We start from the raw sequence: 24,997 nt of genomic DNA, 5'->3' as shown, positions 1-24,997 counted from the left end.
TGCACGCATTGACTGGGATGCGATCCTGCTGCAATCGCGATTGGCCGCTCGTCAATTGCCAAGCTCTACCGCCAATCCCCGCAACGGCAACAGCCGTATTCACGCGTCGCGGTCGGCATAACCGCGATAGTGGCGGCAGACTCTTTCCTGCCTGTGCCCATGCCCTCACTTCGCGATCGCTTCCAGCGCTGGCCACGGTCGTGGCGTCGTGCAGTGGTCGTGGTGTTGGCGCTGTACGCGCTGTATCTGCTGGCCGGCAACCTCTATCTCAATACCCCGCTGTTCGACGCCAGCACCAACCGGCAGCCGCACAAGTTCACCATGCAGACCGGCCCAGCGCTGACGTTGTTCCCGGGCGAGGTCATCGCCTGGAACGTGCGCATGCGCGGGCAGGCCAACCGCACCGTGTACGTCTTCCATGCCGACCGCGCGCATGCACGGATTGCCCTGCTGGCCTTGTTTCGGCGCGAAGTGTGTTTGCCTTGGCTGCACGCCACCGGCGTGAGCGCGGAAGTGGAAACGTCCGATACGTCGATTCCACCGCCGCCACGTGGTGACCAGGGCTGGACCTTGCGCTTCGATGCGATCACCAGCAACAGCATCCGCAGTGCGCGTCTGGGCAAATTGCTGATTGCCGGGCAAGGACACGGCAAGGTCGGTTTCCTGAAGCAACTCAAGGGCGGGCCGTCGGAGCTGTTTCCGTCCGAAGCGGGCTTTACCGATGCAGTAGTCAGCTACGACGGAGTGCAGGTGTTCAATGGCGCGCAGTTGGACGCGCAGTTCCAGTTCCCGCGCCATTACCGCGACCAAGCCCCCGGCTTGCGCAAACTCGGCATCACCCGTGCGCGGCTGCAGTTGAAGGCCAATACCGTGGCGCTGAAGATCGATACCGGCGCGCCGCACGTGGACGTCAGCAGCGGACCCTCGGCGGCGCGGGTGGAGGCCGATATCCGCCTGGACGGTGGCGCGCTGAGTCCGGGCAGCCGTGCGGTGTGGCGGCTGCCGTTGCTGGCAGGCGTCGGCGCCACCGATCGCGGAATGCTCGCGCTGCAGCTGGATGTGGCGCAGGACATCCGCGTGCAGGCGCGGCTGCCGCGCGATGAGAAGACCGGCAGCGAACTGCACGCCGATCTGCGCATCGCCGGACGCAGCATTCCGTTCGAACAGCCGGCACAGGTGCTGCCGCGCATGTCGGGGCAGGTGCGCGGGCGTTGGAAGTTTGAGTCCTTGAACTGGATTGCCGAGCTGTTCGTGCGCAAGCCCTGGTTTCAGCTGGAAGGCGGCGGCCTGGTCGAGGCGGATCTACGCCTTGCTCAGGGGCGGCTCACCAGCGGCAGCACGCTGGATATCCCGCGCGTCGAGGCGGCGGCGCAGGTGTTGGACACGCGACTGACCGGTATCGCCAGGGCGCACGGGCGCATCGACGATGCCGCCACCCCGCAGGCGCATCTGGATGTGACCATTCCCACCTTCAAGGCGGCGCCGCGCGATGCGCCCAAACACCTGTTGCTGGATGGCCGCGATCTGCAGCTAGCCATGCATGGCGATGCCGAGCTGGCCCGCTTGAGTGACACCCTCACGGCGCAGCTGCGTTTCAGCGATGCGCGTGTGCCTGACCTCACCGTCTATAACCGCTATCTGCCCGGCAACAACGTGCGCCTGCTCGGTGGCAGCGGCAGCCTGACCGGCGATGTGGCGCTCAATGCGTCCGGCGATGTCGGCAACGGGCATGCGAATCTGCGCGGCCAAGGCGCGCATCTGGCATTGGCCGGCGTGCAGATGCGCGGCGATGCCGAGCTGCAGGCAACACTGCAGCGCGCAGACTTCAAGAACAAGTTCTTCGACCTTAGCGGTACGCGCATACGCCTTCGCAACATGCGGGTGGGCGACGACGGCAACGATGCCAACTGGTGGGGTGAACTGCAGGTTGGTGCCGGCACCATTCAGGCCGACGCACCGTTCCAGGTGGATGCCGATGCGGCCATTCGCATGCGTGATATCTCGCCGCTGCTGTCGGTGTTCGCGCAGCGCGCCGACTATCCGCGCTGGGTACTCGGCTTGCTGGATTCGGGCGAACTGGATGCCACCGGCCGGGTACGTTGGCGCAAGCAGCAGTTGCTGGTCGACGACCTGCATGCGGAAAATGCGCGTCTGTCGCTGCGCGCGCGGCTGGCCTTGAACGATGCGCAGCGGCGCGGCGATCTGTATCTGCGCTGGGGCGTGCTTGGTGCCGGCATCGAGCTTGATGGCAAGCAGCGGCAATGGCATCTGGCCGGCGCGCGCGAGTGGTATGACGCGCAACCTGGGTTGTTGCCCGCGGTCTCCAAAACCAAGTGACGCGGTTGCCGCCGCGATAGCGCTGCGTCCTGCTCACGGCAGACTTGGCACACTGCGCATGCCGCGTGCGCGGCCTTCAGGAGCCTGCCGTCATGCCGATGCCTGTTCGCGCCCGCTGGCGCGCCTTGCCGCGCGCACTGCGTTGGCCGCTATTTGCGCTGATCACGCTGTACGCAGGCTATTTGCTGGTGGGCAATCTATTGCTCAACACACCGCTCGGCCCGGCTGCGCTGAACCGCTCGCCCGAGAAGTTCACGATGCAATGGGGCACGGGGCTGACCTGGTGGCCTGGGCGTGTGGTGCTGTGGAAGGTCGATCTGCAAGGCCATTCGACGCGCACGAACTGGAACGTGAGTGCGCAGAGGCTCAGCGGACAGATTCGCTTGCTGCCATTGGTGCACCGGCAACTGCTGGTGCCGGAGTTGCACGCGCACGGCGTGCGTGGCGGCATGCAGGCTGCTACTGCCGTACCCGGGACGGCATCGGCGCAATCGCCTGCGGCAACGCAAGCAACGCGTGCTGCCGTCGCTCCGGCGAAGGGAGTGGCCGATACACCGGCCGCTTCAGCAAACGAGGGGACGCCCACGGCAACGCCCAATGTCGAAAAAACGGCGACGGCGCAGCCGCCCGCGCAGAATCCGCGCGTAACGAGCACAACCACCACAACGAACGCGACGCGCACATCCGGTGCGCCGCAATCAGCCCAGCGCGTTGACGCTCAAGCCAGCACGCCAACACCGCCAACCGCCTGGACCCTGCAATTCGACCGCATCGTTGCCGATCAGGTGCAGGACGTGTCGCTGCGTCAGCTGCACATTGAAGGTGAGGGCAAGTTGCAACTCGGCCTGTTCAAACGACTGCGTGGCGGGCCGATGGAAATCTTCCCTTCGCGTGCGGTATTCGAATCGGCGCGTGTGCGCTGGGGCGAACACGAAGTGATGCGCAATGGACAGCTGCGTATCGAAGCCAGCATCGCGCGGCATTCACCGGATCAGGTAAGTGGACGAGCGGTGCTGCAGTTGACCGATGCGCTGATCGCCTTGCATGGCGACACCGCAGCGCTGGATGTCACCCGCAATGCGCAGGGCCGGCACACCGTCGCAACACGTGCCGGCAAGGGACGTGCAGATGGTGAACTGCGCTGGATACGCGGTGCCTTGCAGCCCGGTAGCCAACTGCACTGGCGCGCGCTGCTGCACGACAGCACGCGCGCACCGGCCGCGTTGCTGGGCGAACTGACCGCGCAGTTGCAGGTCGATCAGAACCTGCGTTTGCGGGTGAGCATGCCCGAGCCGGCCGATGCCGGGCTGACGCTGGATGCCGACCTGCGGGTGCAAGGCCGGCAATTGCCATGGCAACCCATGCGCCGCCTGTTGCCGCGCACCTCCGGGCATGTACGGCTGCATTGGCAACTGTCTTCGTTGAGTTGGATTCCCGCGCTGTTTCCGGAGGTGGATTGGCTCACGCTGGAAGGCGATGGCCTGGTCGATGCCGATTTGCAGATCGATCGCGGCCAGCTTGCCGCCGGCAGCCGCCTGCAGGTACCGCACGTGCAGGCACACGTGGGTGTCATGGGGCACGCGATCACCGGACAGGCCAGTGCAGATCTTCGCGTGGATGCCGATGCCAATGGACACTTGCTGCCGGCGCTCGCACTGCAGATGCAGCAGTTTTCCATCGCACATGGCGACGCACCCACACGCCCGTTCGTGCAAGGCCGCGATTTACGTCTGGATCTGCGCACACGCGCCGATGCGCGCAACTTGAGCAGCCTGCGCGATGCCACGCGCGCGCATCTGGTGTTTACTGATGCCCGCGTGCCGGATCTGCGCGCCTACAACCGCTATCTGCCGCAGCAGCAACTGCGTTTCGACGGCGGAAACGGCGTGCTCAGCGGCGATTTGCAGATCGAGCCGGGCGGGCGCATCGGCAAAGGCGGTTTGCGCATCGGTGCGCGTGCCGCGCGGCTGCAGTTTGCCGGATTGGCATTACGCGGCGATGTGGATGCGGATCTGCGCCTGCAGCGCGGTGATCTACTTGCCGAAAATTTCAGTCTGGATGCCAGCAGCATCCAGCTGCGCAATGTTGGATTCACCGGCCCGGACGGGCAGCGTCGTGACGGCTGGTGGGCGCGCATCGTGCTCGACGACACGCGCATGCAATGGCGTCAGCCGGTCGGTGTCGATGGACGTGTGCGCATCCAGGTGCGTGACCTGGCATTTTTGATGGCGTTGTACACACGCGACCGTTCGATTCCGAACTGGATGCTGCAGCTGGTGGATGCCGGCCAGGCGCAGGTGACCGCATGGGTGCATTGGCAAGGCGAAACGGTCACCGTCGACCAGTTGCAGGCACGTAACGAACGCTTTCAGGTCGATGCGCGCCTGCGTTTGCGGGGCAATCAACGCAGCGGCAGCCTGCTGGCGCGCTGGGGACTGCTGAGTGCGGCCGTGGGCCTGCGCGGCGATGTGCCCGAGTGGCATCTGCTGCGTGCACAGGAGTGGTATCGCGCACAGCCGGACCTGCTGCGCTGAGTGCCGGAGCGCGTGCACGGGTGTGAAGGAAAAAGCACCAGTTCTGTACTGCTTAGTATTGTTTTGCAGTGCAGCGTGCAAGTCGGATTCGGGGCGCGCACTATGATCCTGCATCCCGACGTGGGGGAGGGAGCAAAGCCCGCTGGCAGTTCGCTGCAAGCGGGCTTTTTATTGCCTGAACGTTGCCGGGTCAAGCGCCAACCCGCCGCATGACGGACTTCGAACACGCCTGCCTGGCGGCTGCGGATCGTTCTGGTAGCTGCTCTTATTGCAGCTCCAGCAGCCATAACGTGCTGCCGCCGGTGATGAACAACCGCCGTTGCTCCAGATCGAATGTGCAATTGGAGGCCGTGTGCGGTGTCGGCACCAGGCCCAGCCATTGGCCGTCGCTGTCGAAGATGCACACGCCTGCGCCGGAGCTGCTCCATAGCCAGCCCTGGCGGTCCACGCAGACTCCATCCGGCAGGCCTTCCGGCACCACTGCGAAGCGGCGCCGGTTGTGCAGTCCGCCATCGCGCCAATCGAAGGCGGTGATGTCGGGTTCGCCCGGGCCGCCTTCGGGCGTCTGCGACACGTACAGCACGCGTTCGTCGGGCGAGAACGCCAGTCCATTGGGATGATCCAGGCTGACCATGCACTGCAGGGCGCCGCCATCGGGCGGCAACCGGTAGACGCCGTGATGGTCCAATTCCTGCGGGCCCGGGCAGCCCTGGCTGGGCTTGAGCAGCCCGAAGGGCGGGTCCGTGAACCAGATTGCGCCATCGCGCGCCACGATCAGATCGTTGGGCGAATTAAGCCGTTTGCCCTCGAAACGGCCCACCAGCAAATGCGCCTGGCCATCCACATCGCTGCGGGTGATCGCGCGGCGCCCGTGTTCGCAGTGCACCAGCCGCTGCTGCACATCCACCGCATTGCCGTTGGTGAAGGCGGTCGCGTCCAACAGCACGTCCACCGCGCCGTCTTCGCGCCAGCCAAGCACGCGGCGGCCCACCACATCGCTCCATACCAGCGTGCGCTGTGCCTCCCACCAGGCCGGACCTTCGCTCCAGGTGGCCTGGTCGTAGATGATTTGCAGACGCGCGTTACCCAGCCGCGCCGCGACGGCAGCGTGCGGTGTGATGGGGGGCGGGCATTCAGCGGGCTGGGCCGCGCCGGGTGCGCGAACGCGGCAGTGGCTGTCCATCAACGTGGCGCCGCATGGCCGAACGGATGCGCAGTGGCGGCCCCGGGTGATTGCGCAAATTGCACCATCATCTGCAGGCAGGGCGTATCGCCCAGCTGGCCGGAGCGGTGGCCGCGCTGATCGGTGGTGCCCTGATCCTGGCCGAAGTGGATGTCGCCAGGGCCCATTTCGACACGTGTGCCGTCGCCGGTTTCGATGAACCAGCGGCCGCGCAACGGAATCACCCATTGCGGGTGCGGGCTCTCGTGCCAGTCGCCGACCCAGCCCACCGGCAGCACCGCGAACTGGATGCCGAGCACCTCGCCCGGAAACGGCCGCAACCACTGCGGTGCCGCGCCGCCACCCACGCTCTTGCTGCCGAAGCCGGGCAGTTGCGAGGCGTTGAGGCAGCTCTTGCCATCCGGTCCAGTCCACAGATGCAGGAAGGGGAGGCTGGGCGGCAGCGCAGGGTCGTTGCCGTCCGTGTCGAGCGGAATCTGCGAGGGCAGCAATGCTGCAGGCACTGTGGTGGGCGACATGGCGATGCCTCGTGTGAAAACCGCAGTGCAGCATGGGTGTCGTCAGGGCCGCGTAAGCGCGATGTTCAAGGCGGCGAAATGCAGCCTGCCCGGTTGCAATCGCGGCGCGGCATTTCGCGCATGCGCACACCGACTGTGTGGCAGGGATGCCAGAATCCCCGCATGTCGATGCCTACCGCTTCCATGTCTGCTGCGCTCACCGCTCTGATCGAGCGGGCCGTGGCGCGCGTCCGTCCATCGCTGCCTGCCGAGCAGGTGGGGTCGGGCGGCGATTTCGATCGACAGCTTGCGCAGGTGGCATTAGTCAGCGATTTCGCGCTCGACACATTGGCGCGGCAACCATCATTGCTGCAGCACCTGGCACAGCCCGATCCGCCACCGCTGCCATTGCCGCAGCTCGATCCCGCGCAGCCGCAGCTGTGGCCTGCGCAATTGCGGCGCTACCGCAGCGCCGAATCCACGCGCCTGGTGTGGCGCGATGTGCTTGGCCTGGACAGCGTGGATGACACGTTGGCCGGCGCAACCCGGCTGGCCGAACACTGCCTGCACTGCGGGCTGCAGGCGTTGGAGCAGCAATTCGAAACCCGCCATGGAAACGTCATTGCCGAAGACGGCAGCGTGCAACGCCTGGTGGTGTTCGGGCTGGGCAAGCTGGGCGGGGGCGAGCTGAATTTCTCGTCGGACGTGGATCTGGTGTACGCCTATCCGCAGGGCGGTCAATCCGATGGTGCGCGCCCTCTGGCAGCAGAAGAATATTTCGCGCGGTTGGGTCAGCAGCTGGCCAAGCTGTTGGACGAAACCACCGCCGATGGTTTCAGCCATCGCGTGGATCTGCGCCTGCGTCCATTCGGCACCGCTGGCCGCGTGGCGTTGTCGTTCGCCGGCATGGACCACTATTTTCAGCGTGAAGGACGCGATTGGGAACGCTATGCCTGGCTCAAGGCGCGTGCAGTGGCCGGTGATATCGACGCCGGCGAAGCCTGGCTGGAAACCCTGCGGCCGTTCGTCTACCGCCGGTATCTGGACTTCACCGCGCTGGACGGCTTGCGCGAGATGAAGGCGGCCATCACTGCCGAAGTCGCGCGGCACGACCGTCTGGACGACATCAAGCGTGGGCCCGGTGGGATTCGCGAAATCGAGTTCCTGGCGCAATCGCTGCAGCTGATTCGCGGCGGACGCGAGGCGAGTCTGCGCGAGCGCCGGCTGCTGCCCGCACTGCAGGCATTGGTGGCTGCAGGTCAGATCGATCAGGAGAATGGCCAGACGCTGACCACGGCGTATCGTTTTCTCCGTCGCCTGGAAAATCGCCTGCAGATGTTGCGCGATGCGCAGACCCACGCATTGCCGCAGGCACCGCTGGATCGCGAGCGGATTGCGCTAGGCCTGGGCTACGCGGAGTGGTCGGCCCTGCTGGACGCGCTGGCGCCGCAACGCGCGCGGGTTGCGGCCGAATTTGCCGAGCTGCTGGCCCCGCGTGTACGCGCTACCGCACCGGATACGCTGGCCGATTACTGGCGCGCGCTGCCGGAGGGCGATGCAACGCCGTTGTCGGGGATTGGCTTGAGCGATCCCGGCGGCGCGCATCAGGCGCTGGCCGACTTTGCGCAGTCGTCCGGCGTGCGCGCACTGTCCGATGGCGCGCGTGCGCGGCTGGATCGGGTGATGCCGGCGCTGCTGCACGCGGCCACCCGCGCCAGCCAGCCGGATGCGGCGGTGCGGCGCATGCTTGGCCTGTTGCAGGCCACCTTGCGCCGCACCAGCTACCTCGCCTTGCTCGACGAGCAACCCAGCGCGCTGGCACGCCTGGTCGATGTGCTCTCGCGCAGTGCGCTGCTGGCCGAGCGGCTGGCGGCGTATCCGCTGCTGCTGGACGAATTGCTTGACACCCGCATCAGCGGCCCACTGCCGGATCGCGCAGCGCTGCACGCGGCCTGCGCCGACACCCTGCACATCGACGACACCGAAGCGGCGCTGCGTGAACTCAACGAGCGCCGGCTTGCACTGAGTTTTCGCATTGCACTGGCCACGCTGGATGGCCGCCAGCAGGCGGTGGAGAGCACCCGGCAACTGGCCTGGCTTGCCGAAGCCGTGGTGCAGACCGTGCTGCACCTGGCGCGCAGTGAAATGGTGGCAGCGCACGGACACGTGCCCGGCGGCAGCTTCGCCATCATCGGCTATGGCAGTTTGGGCGGGCTGGAACTGGGGTTCGGATCGGATCTGGATCTGGTGTTTCTCTACGATCATCCGTCCGAGGTGGATGCCTCGGACGGCAAGCGGCCACTGGAGGCCGGGCGCTGGTTTGCGCGGCTTGCACAGAAGGTGATGGCATTGCTCGCTGCCGAGACCGGCGCCGGCCGCCTGTACGACATCGATGTGCGACTGCGCCCGGATGGCGGCAAGGGGGCGCTGGTGTCGTCGCTTGCCAGCTACCGTGAATACCAGCGCGAACGCGCCTGGACCTGGGAGCATCAGGCCCTGGTGCGTGCACGCGTGGTTGCCGGCGATGCTGCTCTTTGCGATGCGTTTGCACAGGTGCGTCGCTACACCCTGATGCGCGTACGCGACACCGCGCAGTTGCACGAGGACGTGTGCAAGATGCGCGCACGTATGCGCGCCGAACTGGATCGCAGCGATGCCGGCCGGCTGGATCTCAAACAAGGTGCCGGTGGTCTGGTGGACCTGGAATTCGTCCTGCAGGCCGGCGTGCTCGGCTTGGCAGCACAGCAGCCGCAGCTCCTGGATGTTTGCGATACGCCTGCGTTGATCGATGCGCTGGTGCAGGTGCGCTGGCTGCCGGATGACCGCGTCGCACCGCTGCATCAGGCACATGCAGCGCTCGTGGATGCCGGCCTGAGCTGCACGCTGGACCGCCGTCCGCGCCTGATCGCACCGACGCCGGCCATCCAGCAGGCGCGCGGCATCATCTTCAACGCAGCGCGGGGGCAGGGCCTGACATTTCCGCTAGGCAAGGATGAAGCAGCGCTGTGAGTGCAACGCTGGGTGCGCTGCACTCGATGCGTGCGCAGCAAGCGATAAGAACTGCGTTGCCGTCCTCGCGGAAGCAACGCACGCACCAGCGCGTTATGCGTTCTGTCGACGCGGCGCGCTACGCCACAGCAACGCGCGAAACGGGCCAAGCAGACACACGCCCATGCCCAGCTTCACCGCCAGATCGCCGGCGGCCCAGCTGATCCACGGCAGGCCCACGCCAGCGAAGGCGATGCTCCAGAAGATGGTCGTATCCAAGGTGGCGCTGCAGGTGGTGGCCACGATCGGTGCGCGCCACCAGCTGCCGTTACGCAAACGGTCGAACACGCTGATGTCCAGCAATTGCGCTGCGATAAAGGCGCTGCACGAGGCCACCGCAATGCGTGGCGTCGCCAGCCAGAACGAGAGCAACACCGCCAGTGCGAACCCGCACCAGGCCACCGTGCGTGCTGCGCGCGGCCCGAAGCGGCGGTTGATCAGATTGCTGACCAAAAATGCCAGCGGGTAGGAGAACGCGCCCCAGGTCAGCCAGTCGTTGATGGGGTACTGCACCAGGATGTTGGACAGCAGCACCACCGCACCCATTGCCAACACCGCCCAGGTCAATGCGCGGGTTGTGAGCGGTGCGAATGCAGGTGGCGAGGCAGGGCGCATGGCGACACGGTGTTGATTGGGAACGTAATTATCCCTGCCGCGGGAGGGATGGACCAGCGCAACGATGCGGTCGCCTGCCGCGGCCTCCACACATGACGGCTCCATGACGTGTTGCGCAGGCGTTGAGCAGTAGGGCCGCCTCTGTATCGCGCGTGTGACCGGCTTGGCGCGTGCGTGCATCGTGACCGCAATCGGTAGTCACATCCGCATGCGTTTGTGGGTGCGCACACCTTGACAGCATCATCTGCACAGCGTGAGTGCAAACAAAAGGGTAGGTCTCGCTGCGGCGAATAGTGGCGTCGCGGGATGGATGGGCGCGACATGCGCACCTGCATGTGCTCGCGGCGAGCGCGTGCCGCTTTAGCCATCACTGTGGCGACGTGTCGGGAGGAGCGGCACGCGCAGCAGAAGGCAAGCGCGCCTCGCTGGTGGCGACACAATCTCGCCCGCCGGCGTTTCGGCAGTGAACATCGCACGTATCGTCAAGGGCCGTGCCGTCGTCGTGATGTAAGGATGGCGGCTCTTGCAAGCCCAGCGACATGCCGATGCCGAGCAAGGAAAGCAGCCGAAGATGCAGTGTTGTGATCGTGCGCACCGACAGCTTGCGGACCTCTTTATTCGCCTGCAGCAGGGTGATGTCGCAAGTGGCCCAGCCATCTGTCGCAGCCGGCACATGCATCCGGTCGCGTGGTGATCCGGCCAGGCACCGTGGGTCTGCGATCGAACGTGCACGTCCCCTGCGATGCCGTTGCGGCCTCGCCTATTGGCATTACTCCGGGAGAAATACCTATGCTTGACCGTATTCGCCATCGGCCACTGCTGGCTGTCGCGTTGTCCGCGACACTGGCCGCAGTCGGCATCGCCAACGCCAACGCTGCCACGGCAGTCCCGGAGGCCAAGCTCGCCGCGATGACGGCGACCTTGCGTGCTGCGCCGGTGTCCTTCGACGTGCATCTGCCGTCGCGCGATCAGGCCGGCCTGGACGCATTGCTTGCGGAGATCCAGGACCCATTGTCGCCGCAGCATCACAAGTGGTTATCTTCTGCCGAATTCCAACGTCGCTTCGGCCCTGCACCGGCGCAGCTCGCGCAGGTGCAGGCCGCCCTGCAGGCCGCGCACATGCGCGTGGTGCAGCAGGGGGCGACCTTGCATGTCAGCGCGAATGCCGACAGCGTGGAGCGACTGTTCGCCACGCCGCTGGTCGCCGATCTGAAGGCAGGCCAACAGGCACGCCTGGCCGCCGCCGCTCCGCTGCAACTGCCGGCCGCGCTGCGCGCCAATGGCGTGACTGTCACCGGCTTGACCCGCGGCCTGCCGCCGGCGCACATGAACTCGCGCTTGGTCGCCAGCGATCCCGACAACCGCTATGGCGATGGCACAACCAGCTATTGGTACAACGATCTCAAGCAGGCATACGGCTATCCGTCCTACCAGACGATGGTCGGCGCGCCGGGGCAGCAACACCGGCTCGACGGCAGTGGCAGCACAATCGCTATCCTGATCGGCAGCGACGTGCTGGATTCGGATATCGCCACGATGTTCGACCACGAGCACTTCAGCCGCTATGCCGCCAACCATGCCAATCCGACCCTGTACGCACGCCGCTACGTGGCCGGCGCCAAGCCCGGCTTGCAGGACGGCAATGATGCCTCGGCGCGCGAGGCGACGCTCGATGTAGACATGGCATTGGGCGGCGCACCGGGCGCGCATGTGCTGCTGTATGTAATTCCTGATCTGACCATCGATTCCATGCTGGCCGGCTATCGACAGATCGTGCAGGACAACGAGGCGGACGTGGTCAGCTCCTCGTTCGGGCTTTGCGAACAGTACTTCACCGCGGCCTACAATGGCGGCAAGGACGCCACTTCCATCCTTGGCCTGTTCGATTCGGTCTTCAAGCAAGGCAATGCGCAGGGCATCACCTTCGTCGCCTCCAGCGGCGACAACGCCGGCCTGGAATGCGCGGACACGCAGTACCTAGTGGATGGCAAGAACGGCCGTTACATTCCCAGCGTGGAATGGCCCGCCACTGATGCGCACGTGACCGCGGTCGGTGGTGGCAACCTGCTCACCGCTTACAAGAAGGGCAGCCTGGACTCGAGCTACGTCAGTGAAAGCGCATTTGCCGACCCGCTGCAGGCAGAGGACCCCTATGGCGTCGGCGCGCTGCTCAGCGGCGGCTACTGGGGCGCAGGTGGCGGCGTCAGCACGCTATTCCAGCGCCCGGCCTATCAGTTGCGCGCGCTGGGCGGTACACGCACCTCGATGCGCAGCCTGCCCGATGTCGGCATGCTGGTCGGTGGTTGCCCGGGGGGGATCGCCGTGCATCCCTGTCAGCAGGGCACCAGTTCGGTGTCCATCTATTTCGCCGGCGCCATCGCCAAGTTGATCGGCACCAGCGTTTCTGCACCGGAGTTCGCCAGCGCGGCCGCGCTGCTGGTGCAGAAGCAGGGCCGGCAGGGCAATCTCAACGACTACCTGTATCGCCTGGCCGCCAACGGCCCGGAGGCCTATCACCGCGGCATTCCCGGCAATAACGGCGTGGTCAGCAATGACGTGCCGATCGCCGGCAAGTACAACTACACCACCGGTCTGGGAACCCCGATCGTGCGGTTGATGATCGGTGCGCTGGACGCAGCGCCTGCCGGCATTCCGCGTTCTCCCAGTAACCCGTAAGCAGGCGTTGGCCGCTGTGCCGGCGAGGCGGTCGCCTTGTCGGCGCAGCGAGCAAGCCGGTAGAGCGCACAGTGCCTGGCAGCATGTGCGCCAGTACTTCGCGTGTGTATCGCGATACGTGATCGATGGTCGAGCGGACGTCACCGCTGCCGCCAGCGACGCAGAAAGCCCACTGCGCCCACACAGATCGCTGACGCTGCTTTCCGGATTCAGCCAAGGGGGGAGGCGTGTGCCCGCGACGCGCCGGCCAGTGCGCGATCGCTGTGCAGGCGCGCTGCTGGTCAGCCCGCCGGACTCACCAATGGCGGCTACCGTTGTAGGCCGCCGCGTCGCTGGTCGGCAGGAACGCCAGCGCCTGGCCTTGCGGCGCATGCACCGTCCAGCCACTGCCGGCCGGGCTGGGCTGGAACGACACAATGTCGCCAACGCGAAAGCCGGCCGTGGGGGCGTCCTGACGCGCGGGCCAGCGCAGCACCACGTTGGCCTAGGCGTTTTGCGGATCCTGCAGCCGGACTTCGCGCTCGCCCTCGGGCAAGGTGTGCACCGAGTCGACCCGCATCGGTGGCAACGTGCCCGCGCGCGGTCGACGGCGGTCATCGCGTCTTGCGGCGCATGCGTTGAAAGAAGCAACGAACGGCGAAACAACGATGCCGCTCGCCACGACCACCGGGACAGACACCGCCAGGGCGGAATAGAACTGCGACTTCTCGCCCGGGGTGGTCATCTCCCCGGCCTGCACGCACGTTGGCAAAAGGGCGGCCAGCGACAGCGCAGCGGCAAACCGGGAGGACAGCGGACGCGTCATGGCGTGGCGCCAGCGATGGCAGTGGCGTGTGGGATCGACAGCTCCTGTGCGAGGGCGTCGCGTTGATGCAGGAAATCGAACGCCGATTCGACGGTCACCACCGAATAGTTGCCGGAAACGCGCTCGCCGACCGGGTGATCGGTGGTGGTGGCATTGGCTGCGACAAAGCGTGCGCCCAGGCGTTGCCGCACATCCAGATGCAGCATGCTGGGGTGATAGCGCGCCGCTTGCAACCAGGCCTACGCCGTGCGGCGGTCGCTGATGGCCGTCGGAGGTTGCGCATCGGCTGCCAACGCCGCTGCCAAGACTTCCAACACCCATTGGTTGGAAGTCTGGTAGTCGGTGGAGAACGGATGGGCCACCATGCTGTAGCGCGTCTCATGCAGGCGATGCGCGAGCTCGCCGGAGTCGCTCAATAGCGCTTGCAGGCGCTGCTGGACCGCGGGTGTCAGGACGCCGACAACGCAGGTCGCTGCTGGTGGCGCTTTCGCCGACGAAATTGCGCAGGCCTTCGACGTAGAGCTGCGAGGCGTCGCTCTTGCAGCGATCGAGCAGGTGGCCAACGCGCCAGATGCCATCGTCGTCGCGCATGGCGAACGCCAGGTGGCTGGGTTTCAGGCCATAGCGACTCAAATCCTGGCCGCCGCGCGCCAGCACGACCACACGTGCATCGGGCAGCGCATCCAGCATCTCGGCGGTGGAGCTGGCCATGTCGAACATCGCTGCGGTGGCTTGCGGGGTGGGATAGCGCGGCTGGCACGGTGGCGTCGCCGCCACCGCAGCCAGCGGCACCACCGCGAGCAGGACTGCCAGGGCGTGGCGCAGGTGGAGTGGGATCTTGCGTGGCTGGGTCATGGCCGAGCGTCCTTGCTCTGCGGGTTTGCATCACGCGGTGGCATCGCCCTGCAGGCGTGCACGCACCTGCAGGGCGATGCGTTCGGTCTCGCGGATAGGAACGGTATCGGCGCGCAGGCCGAGGACGTCAGCGGTTGCCTGCAATCGCTGGCGTTGTCGCAAGGCCTGCAGGTAGCTCAGCACCCGCCCGCGTGCCTGCTCGGCAAAGGCGGCAGCGACCGCGACGCGGGTGGCGCAGGCCTCCGACAGCAGGTTGACCGAATCGGCCGTGGCGATCAGGGCGTCGGCCCAGCCGAGCAGACCAGCGTAGGGGTTCGTGCCGTCGCGCGGGTCGCACCACAATCGATGCGGCAGGTCGGTGCAGGCCGCGCGCAGCGTGGCGATCGCCGCGGGTGGGGTGCGTCGCGAAGCGGTGATCAGCAGGCTACCGCCGGCCGCGCGGAGCTGCTCGCGCAGGTGTGCGCACAGCGCTGCCAGGTCCTGCAGCGTCCACGGCACCTGCGCGGTCGGGCCGCCGACCAGCAGCGCCAGTCTCGGGCCGGGCAGGCGGGCAAGCTGGGGGAAGTCCGCGCGGCCGGCGGCCAGCCAGGCGTCATCGACCGGATGCAGGCTGCCGAGCACCGGCAGTACGTTGCCGCCGCGCAGTGCGTCGTGTGCCGGCACGATCAGCAGATCCCAGTGGCGGCGGTCCAGGCGCGGATCGAGGATTTGCACCACCCGGCTGCCGCGGGTGCGGAGCAAGCGGGTGGCCAGCGCCGCCTGGCGGCCACAACCGATCGCGACCGTGGGCGGCTGCTGCAGACGGTCGGCGAACGTGGGGCCAAAGGCCGCCGCGGCCCCCGGCAGCAGGCGCGGCGCGGCCCAACGCCAGGGCACGCGTGCCTGCAGATGCAGGGCCTCCGCGGTGGTGCCGGACAGGGCCTGGGCCAGTGCTTCGGCCTGACGCGCATTGCCGGCGCGGCCGTCGCTCAACGCCCAGGTCAGGCCCATCGTTTCAGATCCGACATAGATTTGTTTCAGATTGAACGCGTGTGGCGGCAATCGCGTCACTCTACACTGCGGGTCTTCACACTGGCGCCGACGCTGCAGCCTACCGTCGCACCACCCCTTCTTCTGGAGTGCTCATGTCCGACTCGCTCAACGCCGCCGCACTGGATCAGCTGTTCCGCACCGCCCGCACGCAAAACGCGTTTGCCGACAAGCCGGTCAGCCAGGAGGTGCTGCGTGAGCTGTATGAGTTGGTGAAGTGGGGCCCCACCGCGGCCAATAGCTGTCCGGCGCGCTTTGTGTTCGTGACCAGCGCCGAGGGCAAGGCCAAGCTCAAGCCGGCGTTGTCCGAGGGCAACGCCGGCAAGACCCTGGCCGCGCCGGTGACGGTGATCGTGGCGCACGATGAGGACTTCCACGAAAAGCTGCCGTACCTGTTCCCGCATGCCGACGCCAAAAGCTGGTTCGACGGCCCGCGCGAAGGCCGCACCGAATCGGCGTTCCGCAATGGCTCGCTGCAAGGCGCCTACCTGATCCTGGCCGCGCGTGCGCTGGGGCTGGATGCCGGCCCGATGTCCGGCTTCGACAACGCCAAGGTGGATGCGGCGTTCTTCGCCGGCACGCCAATCAAGTCCAACTTCCTGATCAATCTTGGCTACGGCGACCCGGCCGGGCTATTCCCGCGTTCGCCACGCTTGAGCTTCGACGAAGCCGCGCGCTTGGAGTAAGGCGATGCATGCTTGCGGGGCGCGAGCTCTGCACAGCGTGCATGCCTGCCGCGTTTAAGCGATGCAGTTGGCCGTTCGCCGGCCGACCGCTTGATCTGGCTCGCCGTCTCGACGTACATGGTCTCTCGGTTTCCTGCAGTCCTCGTCCGTCTGCATCTGTCCCACCCGCGTTGATCCAACGCGTCTCTCATCACATGGAGTTTCAATGAAGACCACCCACAAGCTGTTGCTGCCGCTCGCCCTGACCCTGGCCATTGCCGCCTGCTCCAAGCCGGCCGACAACACCGCAGCACCAGCCGCCGAAACCACGCCTGCTGCCACCGCTCCGGCCGACGCCGCTGCTGCGCCGGCACCGGCGCCTGCCGCCTCGACCGCCCCGGCCGTGGAAGTGGCATCGGGCACCTACACCCTGGACCCGTCGCACACCGACGTGCTGGCGCAGTGGAGCCACTTCGGCTTCTCCAACCCGAGCGCGCACTTCGGCAATGTCGACGGCACCCTGGTGTACGACGCGGCCGACGTGACCAAGTCCACCGTGCAGGTCACCCTGCCGCTGTCCGGCTTGAACAGCTTCACCGCCAAGTTCGACGAACACCTCAAGAGCGGTGATTTCTTCGACGCGGCCAAGTTCCCGACCGCCACCTTCAAAAGCACCAAGGTGGAAGCGGCCGGCACCAACAAGTTGGCCGTCACTGGCGATCTGACCATCAAGGGTCAGACCAAGCCGGTCGTGCTGGACGTCACCCTCAACGGTGCCGGCGAGCACCCGATGAAGAAGGTGCCGGCGGCTGGTTTCGACGCCACCACCACCATCAAGCGCAGTGATTTCGGTCTGGGCCAGTACGCCCCGAACGTCAGCGACGAAGTGAAGATCCGCATCACCACCGAAGCCCTGCAGGCCAAGGCGGGCGATGCGGCTGCGAAGGATGCCGCGGCCAAGTAATCGGTCTCGCTGCTGTCCAGGCAAAGGCCCGCTTCGGCGGGCCTTTGTCGTTGTAGGCGGCAGCCAGGTGCAATCCCGGTGGGTGTGACCACGCTGCGGTGTGCATCGATGGCGCAGCCGAAACCGCAGCGTCTGGGCACCCTGCAGGGCGGGGCGATTCTCTCCTGGCCCGGCCAATCCGCGGCCAAACGCATCGCGTTCGCCAATGTGCAGCTGACGCCCCTGTTTGTAGGGGTCTTCCGCAGCGTGGATGTTTCGATTCCTTGGATCGCCGGCACCGACGCCATCGTCGGCACCTACAGGCACCCACGCGCCAAGTGCAACGTGCGGCAACGGGCGCGGCCGCTGTCATCCAGGTGTCATCCAGTCCACGCAGCCTGAGTGGCGTTCTTCTGGCCGGCTGTCTTTCGTCTTGCGCTCCGATGCATCGCCGCTGCTGTCCCGGCTGTTCCTGCAGTGGCGGCCATCGCTCAACCGCTATTTCCTGCGTCGTCGCGCGCCCGCCTGGGATGCCGAAGATCTGGTGCAGGAGGTCTATCTGCGTCTGCAACGCAGTCAGGTGCAGGCCGGCGAAATCGCCAATCCCGAAGCTTATTTGTTCACCATCGCGGCCAATCTGCTCAAGGAGCAGGGGATGCGTCAGCAGCGTCACGGGGGCGCTGCCGCCACGCTCGACTCCTGTGTGGACGAGGCCTTGTCGGTGCCGTTTCAGGCTGACAGCGAACTGCATGCCGAGCAGCGCCGCGCGCGCTTGGCGCTGTTGATGCAGCGGCTGCCGCCGCGCTGCCGTGCGGCGATGGTGCTGCGCTACCGCGAAGGGCTGGACCACCGGCAGATCGCCGAGCGGCTGCAGATCTCCGTGCCGATGGTCAAGAAACACATCGCGCGTGGCGTGGTGCTGTGTCGGGAGGGAATGGCGGGCTATGGCTGAGCCACGTCCATCCAGCCCGCGTGCCGCCACGCAAGCCGCCACCGACTGGTATCTGCTGCTGCACGAGGGCCAGCCCAGTGCGTCCCACCAGGCCGCGTTCCTGGACTGGCTGCGTGCCTCGCCGACGCATGTCACCGAGTATCTGGCAGTTGTGCGGCTGTTCGCCGACTTGCCGCTGGCAGCGCAGCAGCAAACCATCGAGGTCGACGACTTGTGCCGGCGCGCGCTGCACGACGAAGGGGTGGTGGTGCCGCTGCGGCGCACCGCGGCGTTCGACCCGTTGCCGCGCGGCGGCGCTGCACGTGCGGCGCGCAAACGCGCCTTTCCTGCGCGCCGGTGGGCGCTGGCGGCCAGCGTGGCGATTGCGGTGCTCAGTGCCGGCTGGCTGCTGACGCCGCCGGCCGTGCCGGGCGGCGTGGTCTACCGTGCCACGGCGGCAGGACGCATCGTCGATCTGCCCGACGGCAGTCGCGTCCAACTGGATCGCGGCAGCGCGATCGCCGTGCGCTATACGCCCGAACGGCGCCGCATCGATCTTCTGCAAGGCGCGGCGCTGTTCGATGTCGGGCGCGATCCACACCGACCGCTGCAGGTCCGGACCGGCCGCGTGTTGCTGCGCGATATCGGCACTGTGTTCGGCGTGCAGCACGATGGTGCAGCGGCACGCGTCACCGTGCTCAGCGGGCACGTGCAAGTGCACGCACAGCCGGCGCGATGGTTGGCGCGCTGGCGCGACACCGGTGCGGTGCTGGCCGATCTGCGTGCCGGTCAGCAAGCGCAGCTGGATGCCGGCGGGCAGGTACTGGCGCTGGAGCCGCACGCCGATCTGGCGACCGCCACGGCCTGGATGCCCGACCGCGTCAGCCTGCACGACCAGCCGCTGGCCGAGGTCGCGCGCCGCTTCAATGCCTTCGCCTCGGTGCCCGTGGAGATCGACGACCCGCGACTGGCCCAGCGCCGCGTCAGCGGCGTCTTCCATCTGCGCGACAACGCCGCCTTCCTCGCCTATGTGTCCGCCATACCAGGCGTGCGCGTGGAGCGCGGGCAGGCGCGCGTGACGGTGCGCACCGCGCGCTGACACTTGGGCGACGGCGGCTGCGCTCCGGGTTCGCGCTCGCTGGGTAGTGCTGGGCCTGCTCGCAACGCCCGAGTGCTGCCGCCGTGGCTCCTGCGTTGCTGGCACTCCCGCGTGCCTCAACAGCGCCTGTCAAAAAAAATTCACGAAAACCGAGGTGTCCGTGGCGCCCCCGGGGCCACTCATGTACGAGGTCGGTCGCGTTACCCGCGTGATCTCCCTCTCACTCCCGTTGGAATGACGTCCCCATGCGCCACCCGCTCGCCCTCCAGATCGCCCTGCTGCTCACCGCCCTGCCGCCGACCCTGACCGCCGTCGCTGCCACACCGTCGGCGCAGGCGGCGCCGGCCATCGCTCCGGCCAGCCTGGACACGGCGCTGGAGCAATTCGCCCAGACCAGCGGGTTGCAGCTGATCTACGATCCGGCGCTGACCGCGCACCTGCGCAGCCCCGGTGCGCCGGCCGGGCTGGCGCCGCTGGCGCAGTTGCAGCGCCTGCTCGGCGGTACCGGGCTGGCCGCGCGCCAGCTCACTGCCACCTCGCTGAGCATCGCCCCAGCCGCGCCGGCCAGCGCGCCCGCGCCTCCATCGGCTGCCAAGGCGGCGCCGGCGGAAGCCAGCGCCGACCGAAGCGCGGCACGCGATCTGGCACCGGTCACCGTGGTGGCCAACCAGGTCGATACGCTCGCACCCAGCGCCCCGCCGCTGGACGCGATCCAGCCCACCTCGGTCATCGATGAGCGTTTCATCCGCGATGGCCTGCGCTTCAATGCCAATTACGACGACATCATCAAGTACGCGCCCAGCGTCAGCGTCACCTCGCCGGAAGGGCCGGGCATGGGCAAGAACGAAGGCATTTCGATCCGCGGCTTCCAGGATGGCCAGTTCAACATCACCTTCGACGGCATTCCCTTCGGCGATGCCAGCGATCTGCACCACACCACTTCGGCCTACTTCAACAACCACATCCTCGGCCAGGCGGAAATCGATCGTGGCCCGGGCGGCGGCGCGACCATCGGCAACGCCACCTTTGGCGGCACCGTCGGCCTGCGCTCGCGCGATCCCGGCACGGTCGACGGCGTCACCGCCTACGGCACGGTCGGCAGCTGGAACACGGTCGCCGGCGGGGTCAGCGTGGAGCAACATCTCGGCAGCGGCACGCGCTTGCTGGTGGATCTGTCCAAGGAACACAGCGACACCTATCTCGACGGCACCGACGACCGCCGCGAACACGCCTTCATCAAGACCATCAGCGACGTGGGCGAGGCCAGCACGCTGACCTTCGTCACCAGCTACAACCAGGAACACCAGAACACCGTGCAGGGCGCCACCAAGGCGCAGATCGCCGTCAACGGGTGGCGCACCGGGTTGGGTGAGGATCCGGCACTGCAGAATTACACCGGCTACAACGATGCGGCGTATTACTCCAGTTTCAGCTACCTGGCCTTGCTCACGCAGTGGGGCGGCTGGGACGTGGATAACCGCGTCTACGCCAACACCTTCGACCACCGCGCCGACAAGACCACCGAGCCAACCAGCGACAGTCTCAAGGACAACGGCGTCACCTTCTACAACGCCGCCGGCAAGAAGATCGGCAAGGCCGCCATCGATGTCCCGGGCAAGCTGGCCGATAACGACAATCTTGCGTTCGGCGACGTGTTGCGGCTGGCGCGCGACCTCGGCCCGGGTGAGCTCAAAACCGGCGTGTGGCTGGAACGTGCGCTGGATCATCGCTATCAAACGCCGTTGGACATGAGCACGGGCATGCCGACCGGTACCAAGTACGGCAACGCGGATAACTACCGGCTCAAGGACCGCACCGACACCGCGCAGCCCTATGTCGAATACGCCTGGCGCCTGAGCGATGCGCTCACGCTGTCGCCAGGGCTGCGCTACGCCGATGTGGCGCGCCGACTCAGCGCGGAGGTGAACAAGTCCACGCCGCCGCTGCCGTCGTACACGCGCGCCAGCTATGACGCCTGGCTCCCCTCGCTGAGCCTGCACGATGCCATCGACGACCACTGGAGCGCGTATGCGCAGGTCGCGCGTGGCTTCCTGGCGCCGCCGATCGATGTGATCGAACTCAATGGTGCGCGCGGACTGGATCCGGAACTGACCACCAACATGCAGTTGGGCACCGGCTACGCCGATCGTGGATTGACCTTCGGCGTGGACGTGTACCACATCGACTTCAGCAACTTCATCAGCCAGACGCGCGTGGCGACCAGCAGCGGCACCGAGCAGGCCTTCGTCAACGGCGGTGGCGCGGTGTATCGCGGCATCGAGAGCGAAGCCACCGTGGCGCTGAGCCCGACTATGAGCGTGTACGGCAACGCCAGCTACAACGAGGCCACCTACAAGGGCAGTAGCGTGCAGGTGGCGGCGGCCCCGCACGTCACCGCCACATTGGGCATGCTCTACAACAGCGGCACCGGTTGGTATGGCTCGTTGATGGACAAGTTCATCGGCGCGCGCTACGGCGTAGACAACCGCACCGATGCCAGCGGCGCGACGGTGTTCGGCAACGACGAGCGGCTGCCGTCCTACACCAGCCTGGATGCGGCCGGCGGGTATCGCAGCACCCATGGTCCCTGGAATCTCAAGGGCTATTCGCTCAGCCTGGCGATCAATAACCTGCTCGATACGCACCGGCTGATCGGCTACGCCGGCACGCGCTCGACCGATAATGCGCCGCTGTACTTCGGCCTGGCCGGCCGCGGGGTGTTCCTCGATCTGTCGGCGACTTTCTGATGCAGACCAGGCGCACCGATCGTCTTTCCAGGATGTTGCGGCGCGCACTGCTCAGTCTGGTGCTGTGTCTGCCGACAGCGGCGCCAGTGGCCGCGAAAGAGCCCGTCGCAGCAACCGCGCAGCTGCGCCTGACCATCGTGCTGGTGCGGCATGGCATTCGCGCACCGACGCAGTCCGGTAGCCAGTTGGATCGCTACAGCGCGCAGCAATGGCCGAACTGGCCGGTGGCACCGGGCCAGCTGACGCCGCACGGACGGGCCGGCATGCAGAGTTTGGGCGCACGCTATCGCGCGCTGCTGGCCCCGCCGCTCGGACTACCCGCGAGTGGCTGCGACGGCACCGAACAGATCGTCACCATCGCCGACAGCACCGCCCGCAATCACGCCAGTGCGCAGGCGTTGCTGCAGGGCATGGCGCCGGATTGCGCCATGCACTACCAGGCCTTGCCCGAGGGCACGCGCAATGCCTTGTTCGATGGCGGCAAGGTGCCGGCGCCGCTGGTGCAGCTGGACGCGGACACGCGCGTGCGGCTGGCGCAGTTGCAGGCGGTGTTGAGTGCCTGCCAGCACGGACGCTGCGCCACGCCGCCGCCTACCAGCCTGCTCTACGATCCGGCCACCCGTGATGGATCGCCCGCTGCAGCCAGCACGCTCAAGCTGGCCGGTGGCCTGGCCGAGAATCTGATGCTGGAGGACGTCGAAGGCTTCGACGCCGCACAACGCGGCTGGGGGCGGGTGGATCGCGCGGCGGTGGCGCAGTTGATTGCCTTGCACAACGCCTCGTTTGCCCAAAGCAAGCGTTCGTTGCCGGTTGCCAGCGCGGCGGCATCCAACCTGCTCGCGCATCTGCTGGCCACGGTGCAGGCGGCGGTCGGGCAAGACCCGCCGGTGGCGGCACTGGCGCCGCCATCCACGCGGCTGCTGGTACTGGTGGGCCACGACACTAACCTGGCCACGCTCGGTGGATTGATGGGCGTGCAGTGGCATCGCAGCGATCGCCCGGATGACTATCCGCCCGGCGGTGCGCTGGTGCTGGACGTGCTCGAACGCAACGGCGCGCCGTTGCTGCGCGTGCGGACCCTGATGCCGAGCCTGTCGGCGTTGCGCAGCGGACGCTTCGACGGCGATGCGCTGGCCTCGTCCACGCTGGTGCTGCCCGGTTGTCACGGCCAGACGGTATGCCCGTTGCCGGTCGCACTGGCCTGGTTGCGCACGCGTCTGGATCCGGCCCAGGTGCAAACGGCGCTGCCGGCCATGCAGTCCTGGCCGGCGCAGCCCTAGCGTGGGTCATGCACGGTGAGTGCGGGCGCAGTAGGCCTGCGGAGCGTCGAGACACGCCGCGCGCGGCGTGCCCTCAGTCCTCGCCGTGCTCGGCACGCGCCTTCCAATAGCCTTTGGCGCGCACCCACTCCTTGTCCACGCCCAGGTGCTCTTCGAGAAACTTGCGCATGGCGCGTGCGCGCATCGACTCGGCGCCGATCCAGTAGAACGTATCGCCGTCCTCGGGCTCGTAATCGCGCAGGCTGTCTTCCAACAAGGTGCTGCTGGCGGCATCGAAGCCATTGCGCTCCAGCCAGTTCACCCGCACCTCGGCCGCGCTGAGCAGTTGCTGCCGTTCGGCGGCGTCGGCGATCTCGATGAACACCTCCGCGTGCATGTCGGCGGGCATCGCTTCGAGCCAGCGGCCAATGGCCGGCAGTGCGGTTTCGTCGCCGATCAACACGTAGTGGTCGTAGTCGTCGGCGACCAGAAACGAGCCGCGCGGGCCGCCGATCTTTAGTGGGTCACCGGGTTGTGCGTGCGCGGCCCAACTGGACGCCACGCCGTCGCCGTGTAGCACGAAGTCGATGCTCAACTCGCCGCGTTGCGGGTCGAAGTGGCGTGGCGTGTAGTCGCGCGCGGGCGACGGCAGCGCGCCCTCCTCGTAGCGCGGACCGTCTGGCGTCATGGTCGGCAGCACGAAGTCGCCGTTGGCGTTTGGGAAAAACAGTTTGACGTGATCGTCGGGGGCAGCGCTTTCAAAGCCGGCCAGGTCGCTACCGCCGAAAACAAGACGGCGCATCTGCGGCGTGATCTCTTCGCAACGCACCACCTGGACGGAGCGTAGGCGCGTGTCGCGACGGACTTGGGTGTTGGTGTGGCTGGCCATGGGGGTCGAGTCCTGGAGTGCACGCACATGTGTGCGGCGTTGGGGAAATGGAGCGGTGACGAAATCGATGCCGTGGTGAATAAATCAAGGCGTGAGTGTCTGACCTGTGCGCTGTCATCCAGCGCAGTGGCGGTTTCTTCTCCGATCGGGAGAAGGCGCCAGGCAGGGTAGATGCGGGCGTGGCGAAGCCTCATGCCGTTGAAGCGCATGTCGCGCGTCGCATGCACATCACCTCCATCCGCAACGCAAACACGGCGATGATGTGCACCTGTCGCACAGCGCAATCGAGCCGGCAGCGGCTGGCGTGGGATCACAGCGCTACGCGCACTCAGTCGTCGTCGCGCTCCATGCCGTCGGCGGCGGCGCTGAGTAGGGCAGCAATACGTTTGGTTTCTTCCTCTGTCCATTGTCCGTGCCGCGCAAACAGGCCGTGCTTGATGCGATGAATCGCAGCGCGAATCGGTGCCGGGGTCTGTGACTTGATCAACGCGCGCGCGCGCAGATGGGTGCGGGCCAGCGCGGCGTCGAGCGCAGCGCGTTGCTGCGCGACGTAGTCGCTACCGACGGCGGTGACGTGATACCGCTTACGCCCGGCCTCCAGATCCGTGTGCACCCAGCCGGCGGCTTCCAGCTGCGCCAGTGCCGGATAAATCGTGCCGGCGCTGGGCGTGTACAGCCCTTTGAAGAGCGCGGTGATCTGTCGCATCAACGCGTAGCCATGGCACGGGCGCTCGGCGATCAGCGCGAGCAGCAGCAGGCGCAGATCGCCGTGCTCCAGCGGACGCATTCGCACGCCCGTACCGAAACCACGGGCAGGCGCCGCGTCTAGATCGGCAAGGGCAGGGGAGGGTGTATCAGGTGTCATTCGATATATCGAAGCATGGC

At 66.8% G+C, this 24,997-nt stretch carries 18 protein-coding genes and 2 pseudogenes; 11 read left to right on the top strand and 9 right to left on the bottom strand.

Annotated features, from left to right (window positions below; translation table 11 throughout):
* The first annotated feature begins 159 nt into the window (after positions 1 to 159).
* Complete coding sequence (locus XpruCFBP8353_RS08840; protein ID WP_162300988.1) at positions 160 to 2,337, top strand: translocation/assembly module TamB domain-containing protein; 2,178 nt, start codon at positions 160 to 162, stop codon at positions 2,335 to 2,337.
* Between the two features lie 92 nt (positions 2,338 to 2,429).
* The gene (locus tag XpruCFBP8353_RS08835) at positions 2,430 to 4,871 is read left to right on the top strand and encodes a hypothetical protein (RefSeq protein WP_101362883.1); all 2,442 of its coding nucleotides are present in this window, start codon (positions 2,430 to 2,432) and stop codon (positions 4,869 to 4,871) included.
* A 265-nt stretch (positions 4,872 to 5,136) separates the two neighbouring features.
* On the opposite strand, the gene XpruCFBP8353_RS08830 is transcribed toward XpruCFBP8353_RS08835, so the two are convergent.
* On the bottom strand, positions 5,137 to 6,054 hold the full coding sequence (locus XpruCFBP8353_RS08830; RefSeq protein ID WP_101362882.1) for an SMP-30/gluconolactonase/LRE family protein: 918 nt from the start codon (positions 6,052 to 6,054) through the stop codon (positions 5,137 to 5,139).
* The gene (locus XpruCFBP8353_RS08825) at positions 6,054 to 6,572 is read right to left on the bottom strand and encodes a cupin domain-containing protein (RefSeq protein WP_101362881.1); all 519 of its coding nucleotides are present in this window, start codon (positions 6,570 to 6,572) and stop codon (positions 6,054 to 6,056) included. The genes XpruCFBP8353_RS08830 and XpruCFBP8353_RS08825 overlap by 1 nt, the downstream gene beginning before the upstream one ends.
* A 162-nt stretch (positions 6,573 to 6,734) precedes the next feature.
* Between XpruCFBP8353_RS08825 and glnE the strand changes: the two genes are divergently transcribed.
* The gene (gene glnE / locus XpruCFBP8353_RS08820; RefSeq protein WP_101362880.1) at positions 6,735 to 9,560 is read left to right on the top strand and encodes a bifunctional [glutamate--ammonia ligase]-adenylyl-L-tyrosine phosphorylase/[glutamate--ammonia-ligase] adenylyltransferase; all 2,826 of its coding nucleotides are present in this window, start codon (positions 6,735 to 6,737) and stop codon (positions 9,558 to 9,560) included.
* Positions 9,561 to 9,653: 93 nt separating this feature from the next.
* Here glnE and XpruCFBP8353_RS08815 read toward each other — a convergent pair whose 3' ends face one another.
* Together XpruCFBP8353_RS08815 and XpruCFBP8353_RS23380 are read right to left on the bottom strand one after the other, a co-directional pair.
* Complete coding sequence (locus XpruCFBP8353_RS08815; protein WP_101362879.1) at positions 9,654 to 10,214, bottom strand: VUT family protein; 561 nt, start codon at positions 10,212 to 10,214, stop codon at positions 9,654 to 9,656.
* Positions 10,215 to 10,581: 367 nt separating this feature from the next.
* Positions 10,582 to 10,893, bottom strand: coding sequence for a hypothetical protein (locus XpruCFBP8353_RS23380; RefSeq protein WP_133125634.1), 312 nt, complete (start codon positions 10,891 to 10,893; stop codon positions 10,582 to 10,584).
* Positions 10,894 to 11,003: 110 nt separating this feature from the next.
* On the opposite strand from XpruCFBP8353_RS23380, the gene XpruCFBP8353_RS08810 reads away from it, so the two are divergent.
* Positions 11,004 to 12,890, top strand: a complete 1,887-nt coding sequence (locus XpruCFBP8353_RS08810; protein WP_101362878.1) for a S53 family peptidase — start codon at positions 11,004 to 11,006, stop codon at positions 12,888 to 12,890.
* A 295-nt stretch (positions 12,891 to 13,185) separates the two neighbouring features.
* On the opposite strand, the pseudogene XpruCFBP8353_RS08805 reads toward XpruCFBP8353_RS08810, so the two are convergent.
* From XpruCFBP8353_RS08805 to XpruCFBP8353_RS08795, 3 genes and pseudogenes are all read right to left on the bottom strand, one after another.
* Positions 13,186 to 13,695 (bottom strand): annotated as a pseudogene (locus XpruCFBP8353_RS08805) (hypothetical protein).
* Positions 13,692 to 14,550 (bottom strand): annotated as a pseudogene (locus XpruCFBP8353_RS08800) (DUF2145 domain-containing protein). The pseudogenes XpruCFBP8353_RS08805 and XpruCFBP8353_RS08800 overlap by 4 nt, the downstream one beginning before the upstream one ends.
* A 30-nt stretch (positions 14,551 to 14,580) precedes the next feature.
* The gene (locus tag XpruCFBP8353_RS08795) at positions 14,581 to 15,540 is read right to left on the bottom strand and encodes a mitochondrial fission ELM1 family protein (protein ID WP_101362877.1); all 960 of its coding nucleotides are present in this window, start codon (positions 15,538 to 15,540) and stop codon (positions 14,581 to 14,583) included.
* Positions 15,541 to 15,674: 134 nt separating this feature from the next.
* Here XpruCFBP8353_RS08795 and XpruCFBP8353_RS08790 point away from each other — a divergent pair, with 134 nt between their 5' ends.
* The 7 genes from XpruCFBP8353_RS08790 (at position 15,675) to XpruCFBP8353_RS08760 (ending at position 23,244) form a co-directional block, all read left to right on the top strand.
* Entirely contained in the window at positions 15,675 to 16,265 is a 591-nt protein-coding gene (locus XpruCFBP8353_RS08790) for a malonic semialdehyde reductase (RefSeq protein ID WP_101362876.1), read from the top strand.
* 205 nt (positions 16,266 to 16,470) lie between these two features.
* Complete coding sequence (locus tag XpruCFBP8353_RS08785) at positions 16,471 to 17,208, top strand: YceI family protein (RefSeq protein WP_101362875.1); 738 nt, start codon at positions 16,471 to 16,473, stop codon at positions 17,206 to 17,208.
* 108 nt (positions 17,209 to 17,316) lie between these two features.
* A complete protein-coding gene (locus tag XpruCFBP8353_RS08780; protein ID WP_101362874.1) occupies positions 17,317 to 17,589 on the top strand; it encodes a hypothetical protein in 273 nt (90 codons plus the stop codon).
* Positions 17,590 to 17,620: 31 nt separating this feature from the next.
* The gene (locus XpruCFBP8353_RS08775; RefSeq protein WP_101362873.1) at positions 17,621 to 18,139 is read left to right on the top strand and encodes an RNA polymerase sigma factor; all 519 of its coding nucleotides are present in this window, start codon (positions 17,621 to 17,623) and stop codon (positions 18,137 to 18,139) included.
* The gene (locus XpruCFBP8353_RS08770; RefSeq protein WP_101362872.1) at positions 18,132 to 19,217 is read left to right on the top strand and encodes a FecR family protein; all 1,086 of its coding nucleotides are present in this window, start codon (positions 18,132 to 18,134) and stop codon (positions 19,215 to 19,217) included. The genes XpruCFBP8353_RS08775 and XpruCFBP8353_RS08770 overlap by 8 nt, the downstream gene beginning before the upstream one ends.
* 245 nt (positions 19,218 to 19,462) lie before the next feature.
* A complete protein-coding gene (locus XpruCFBP8353_RS08765) occupies positions 19,463 to 21,964 on the top strand; it encodes a TonB-dependent receptor domain-containing protein (RefSeq protein WP_101362871.1) in 2,502 nt (833 codons plus the stop codon).
* Positions 21,964 to 23,244 carry a histidine-type phosphatase gene (locus tag XpruCFBP8353_RS08760; RefSeq protein WP_101362870.1) on the top strand — a complete coding sequence of 427 codons (1,281 nt, stop codon included), beginning with the start codon at positions 21,964 to 21,966 and terminating at the stop codon, positions 23,242 to 23,244. Before XpruCFBP8353_RS08765 ends, XpruCFBP8353_RS08760 begins: the two co-directional genes overlap by 1 nt.
* 73 nt (positions 23,245 to 23,317) lie before the next feature.
* Here the strand turns inward: XpruCFBP8353_RS08760 and XpruCFBP8353_RS08755 are convergent, their stop codons facing one another.
* Together XpruCFBP8353_RS08755 and XpruCFBP8353_RS08750 are read right to left on the bottom strand one after the other, a co-directional pair.
* Positions 23,318 to 24,112: a siderophore-interacting protein gene (locus XpruCFBP8353_RS08755; protein ID WP_101362869.1), complete on the bottom strand. Its 795-nt coding sequence runs from the start codon at positions 24,110 to 24,112 to the stop codon at positions 23,318 to 23,320.
* A gap of 328 nt (positions 24,113 to 24,440) precedes the next feature.
* Positions 24,441 to 24,977, bottom strand: a complete 537-nt coding sequence (locus XpruCFBP8353_RS08750; protein WP_407071310.1) for a PadR family transcriptional regulator — start codon at positions 24,975 to 24,977, stop codon at positions 24,441 to 24,443.
* Positions 24,978 to 24,997: the final 20 nt, after the last annotated feature.

The organism is Xanthomonas prunicola, assembly GCF_002846205.1.
Taxonomy (GTDB): Bacteria; Pseudomonadota; Gammaproteobacteria; order Xanthomonadales; family Xanthomonadaceae; genus Xanthomonas; species Xanthomonas prunicola.
Note: the sequence above shows the minus strand (reverse complement) of the source record. Positions and strands in the feature narration are given on the sequence as shown.

Bases quoted from the DNA above. Each gene is read 5' to 3' on its own strand.
- XpruCFBP8353_RS08760 (WP_101362870.1), top strand. From the start codon at position 21,964: ATGCAGACCAGGCGCACCGATCGTCTTTCCAGGATGTTGCGGCGCGCA.
- XpruCFBP8353_RS08780 (WP_101362874.1), top strand. From the start codon at position 17,317: ATGGCGCAGCCGAAACCGCAGCGTCTGGGCACCCTGCAGGGCGGGGCG.
- XpruCFBP8353_RS08815 (WP_101362879.1), bottom strand. From the start codon at position 10,214: ATGCGCCCTGCCTCGCCACCTGCATTCGCACCGCTCACAACCCGCGCA.
- XpruCFBP8353_RS08785 (WP_101362875.1), top strand. From the start codon at position 16,471: ATGAAGACCACCCACAAGCTGTTGCTGCCGCTCGCCCTGACCCTGGCC.
- XpruCFBP8353_RS08825 (WP_101362881.1), bottom strand. From the start codon at position 6,572: ATGTCGCCCACCACAGTGCCTGCAGCATTGCTGCCCTCGCAGATTCCG.
- XpruCFBP8353_RS08770 (WP_101362872.1), top strand. From the start codon at position 18,132: ATGGCTGAGCCACGTCCATCCAGCCCGCGTGCCGCCACGCAAGCCGCC.
- XpruCFBP8353_RS08830 (WP_101362882.1), bottom strand. From the start codon at position 6,054: ATGGACAGCCACTGCCGCGTTCGCGCACCCGGCGCGGCCCAGCCCGCT.
- XpruCFBP8353_RS08835 (WP_101362883.1), top strand. From the start codon at position 2,430: ATGCCGATGCCTGTTCGCGCCCGCTGGCGCGCCTTGCCGCGCGCACTG.
- XpruCFBP8353_RS08810 (WP_101362878.1), top strand. From the start codon at position 11,004: ATGCTTGACCGTATTCGCCATCGGCCACTGCTGGCTGTCGCGTTGTCC.
- glnE (WP_101362880.1), top strand. From the start codon at position 6,735: ATGTCGATGCCTACCGCTTCCATGTCTGCTGCGCTCACCGCTCTGATC.
- XpruCFBP8353_RS08765 (WP_101362871.1), top strand. From the start codon at position 19,463: ATGCGCCACCCGCTCGCCCTCCAGATCGCCCTGCTGCTCACCGCCCTG.
- XpruCFBP8353_RS08795 (WP_101362877.1), bottom strand. From the start codon at position 15,540: ATGGGCCTGACCTGGGCGTTGAGCGACGGCCGCGCCGGCAATGCGCGT.
- XpruCFBP8353_RS23380 (WP_133125634.1), bottom strand. From the start codon at position 10,893: ATGCATGTGCCGGCTGCGACAGATGGCTGGGCCACTTGCGACATCACC.
- XpruCFBP8353_RS08750 (WP_407071310.1), bottom strand. From the start codon at position 24,977: ATGACACCTGATACACCCTCCCCTGCCCTTGCCGATCTAGACGCGGCG.
- XpruCFBP8353_RS08840 (WP_162300988.1), top strand. From the start codon at position 160: ATGCCCTCACTTCGCGATCGCTTCCAGCGCTGGCCACGGTCGTGGCGT.
- XpruCFBP8353_RS08790 (WP_101362876.1), top strand. From the start codon at position 15,675: ATGTCCGACTCGCTCAACGCCGCCGCACTGGATCAGCTGTTCCGCACC.
- XpruCFBP8353_RS08755 (WP_101362869.1), bottom strand. From the start codon at position 24,112: ATGGCCAGCCACACCAACACCCAAGTCCGTCGCGACACGCGCCTACGC.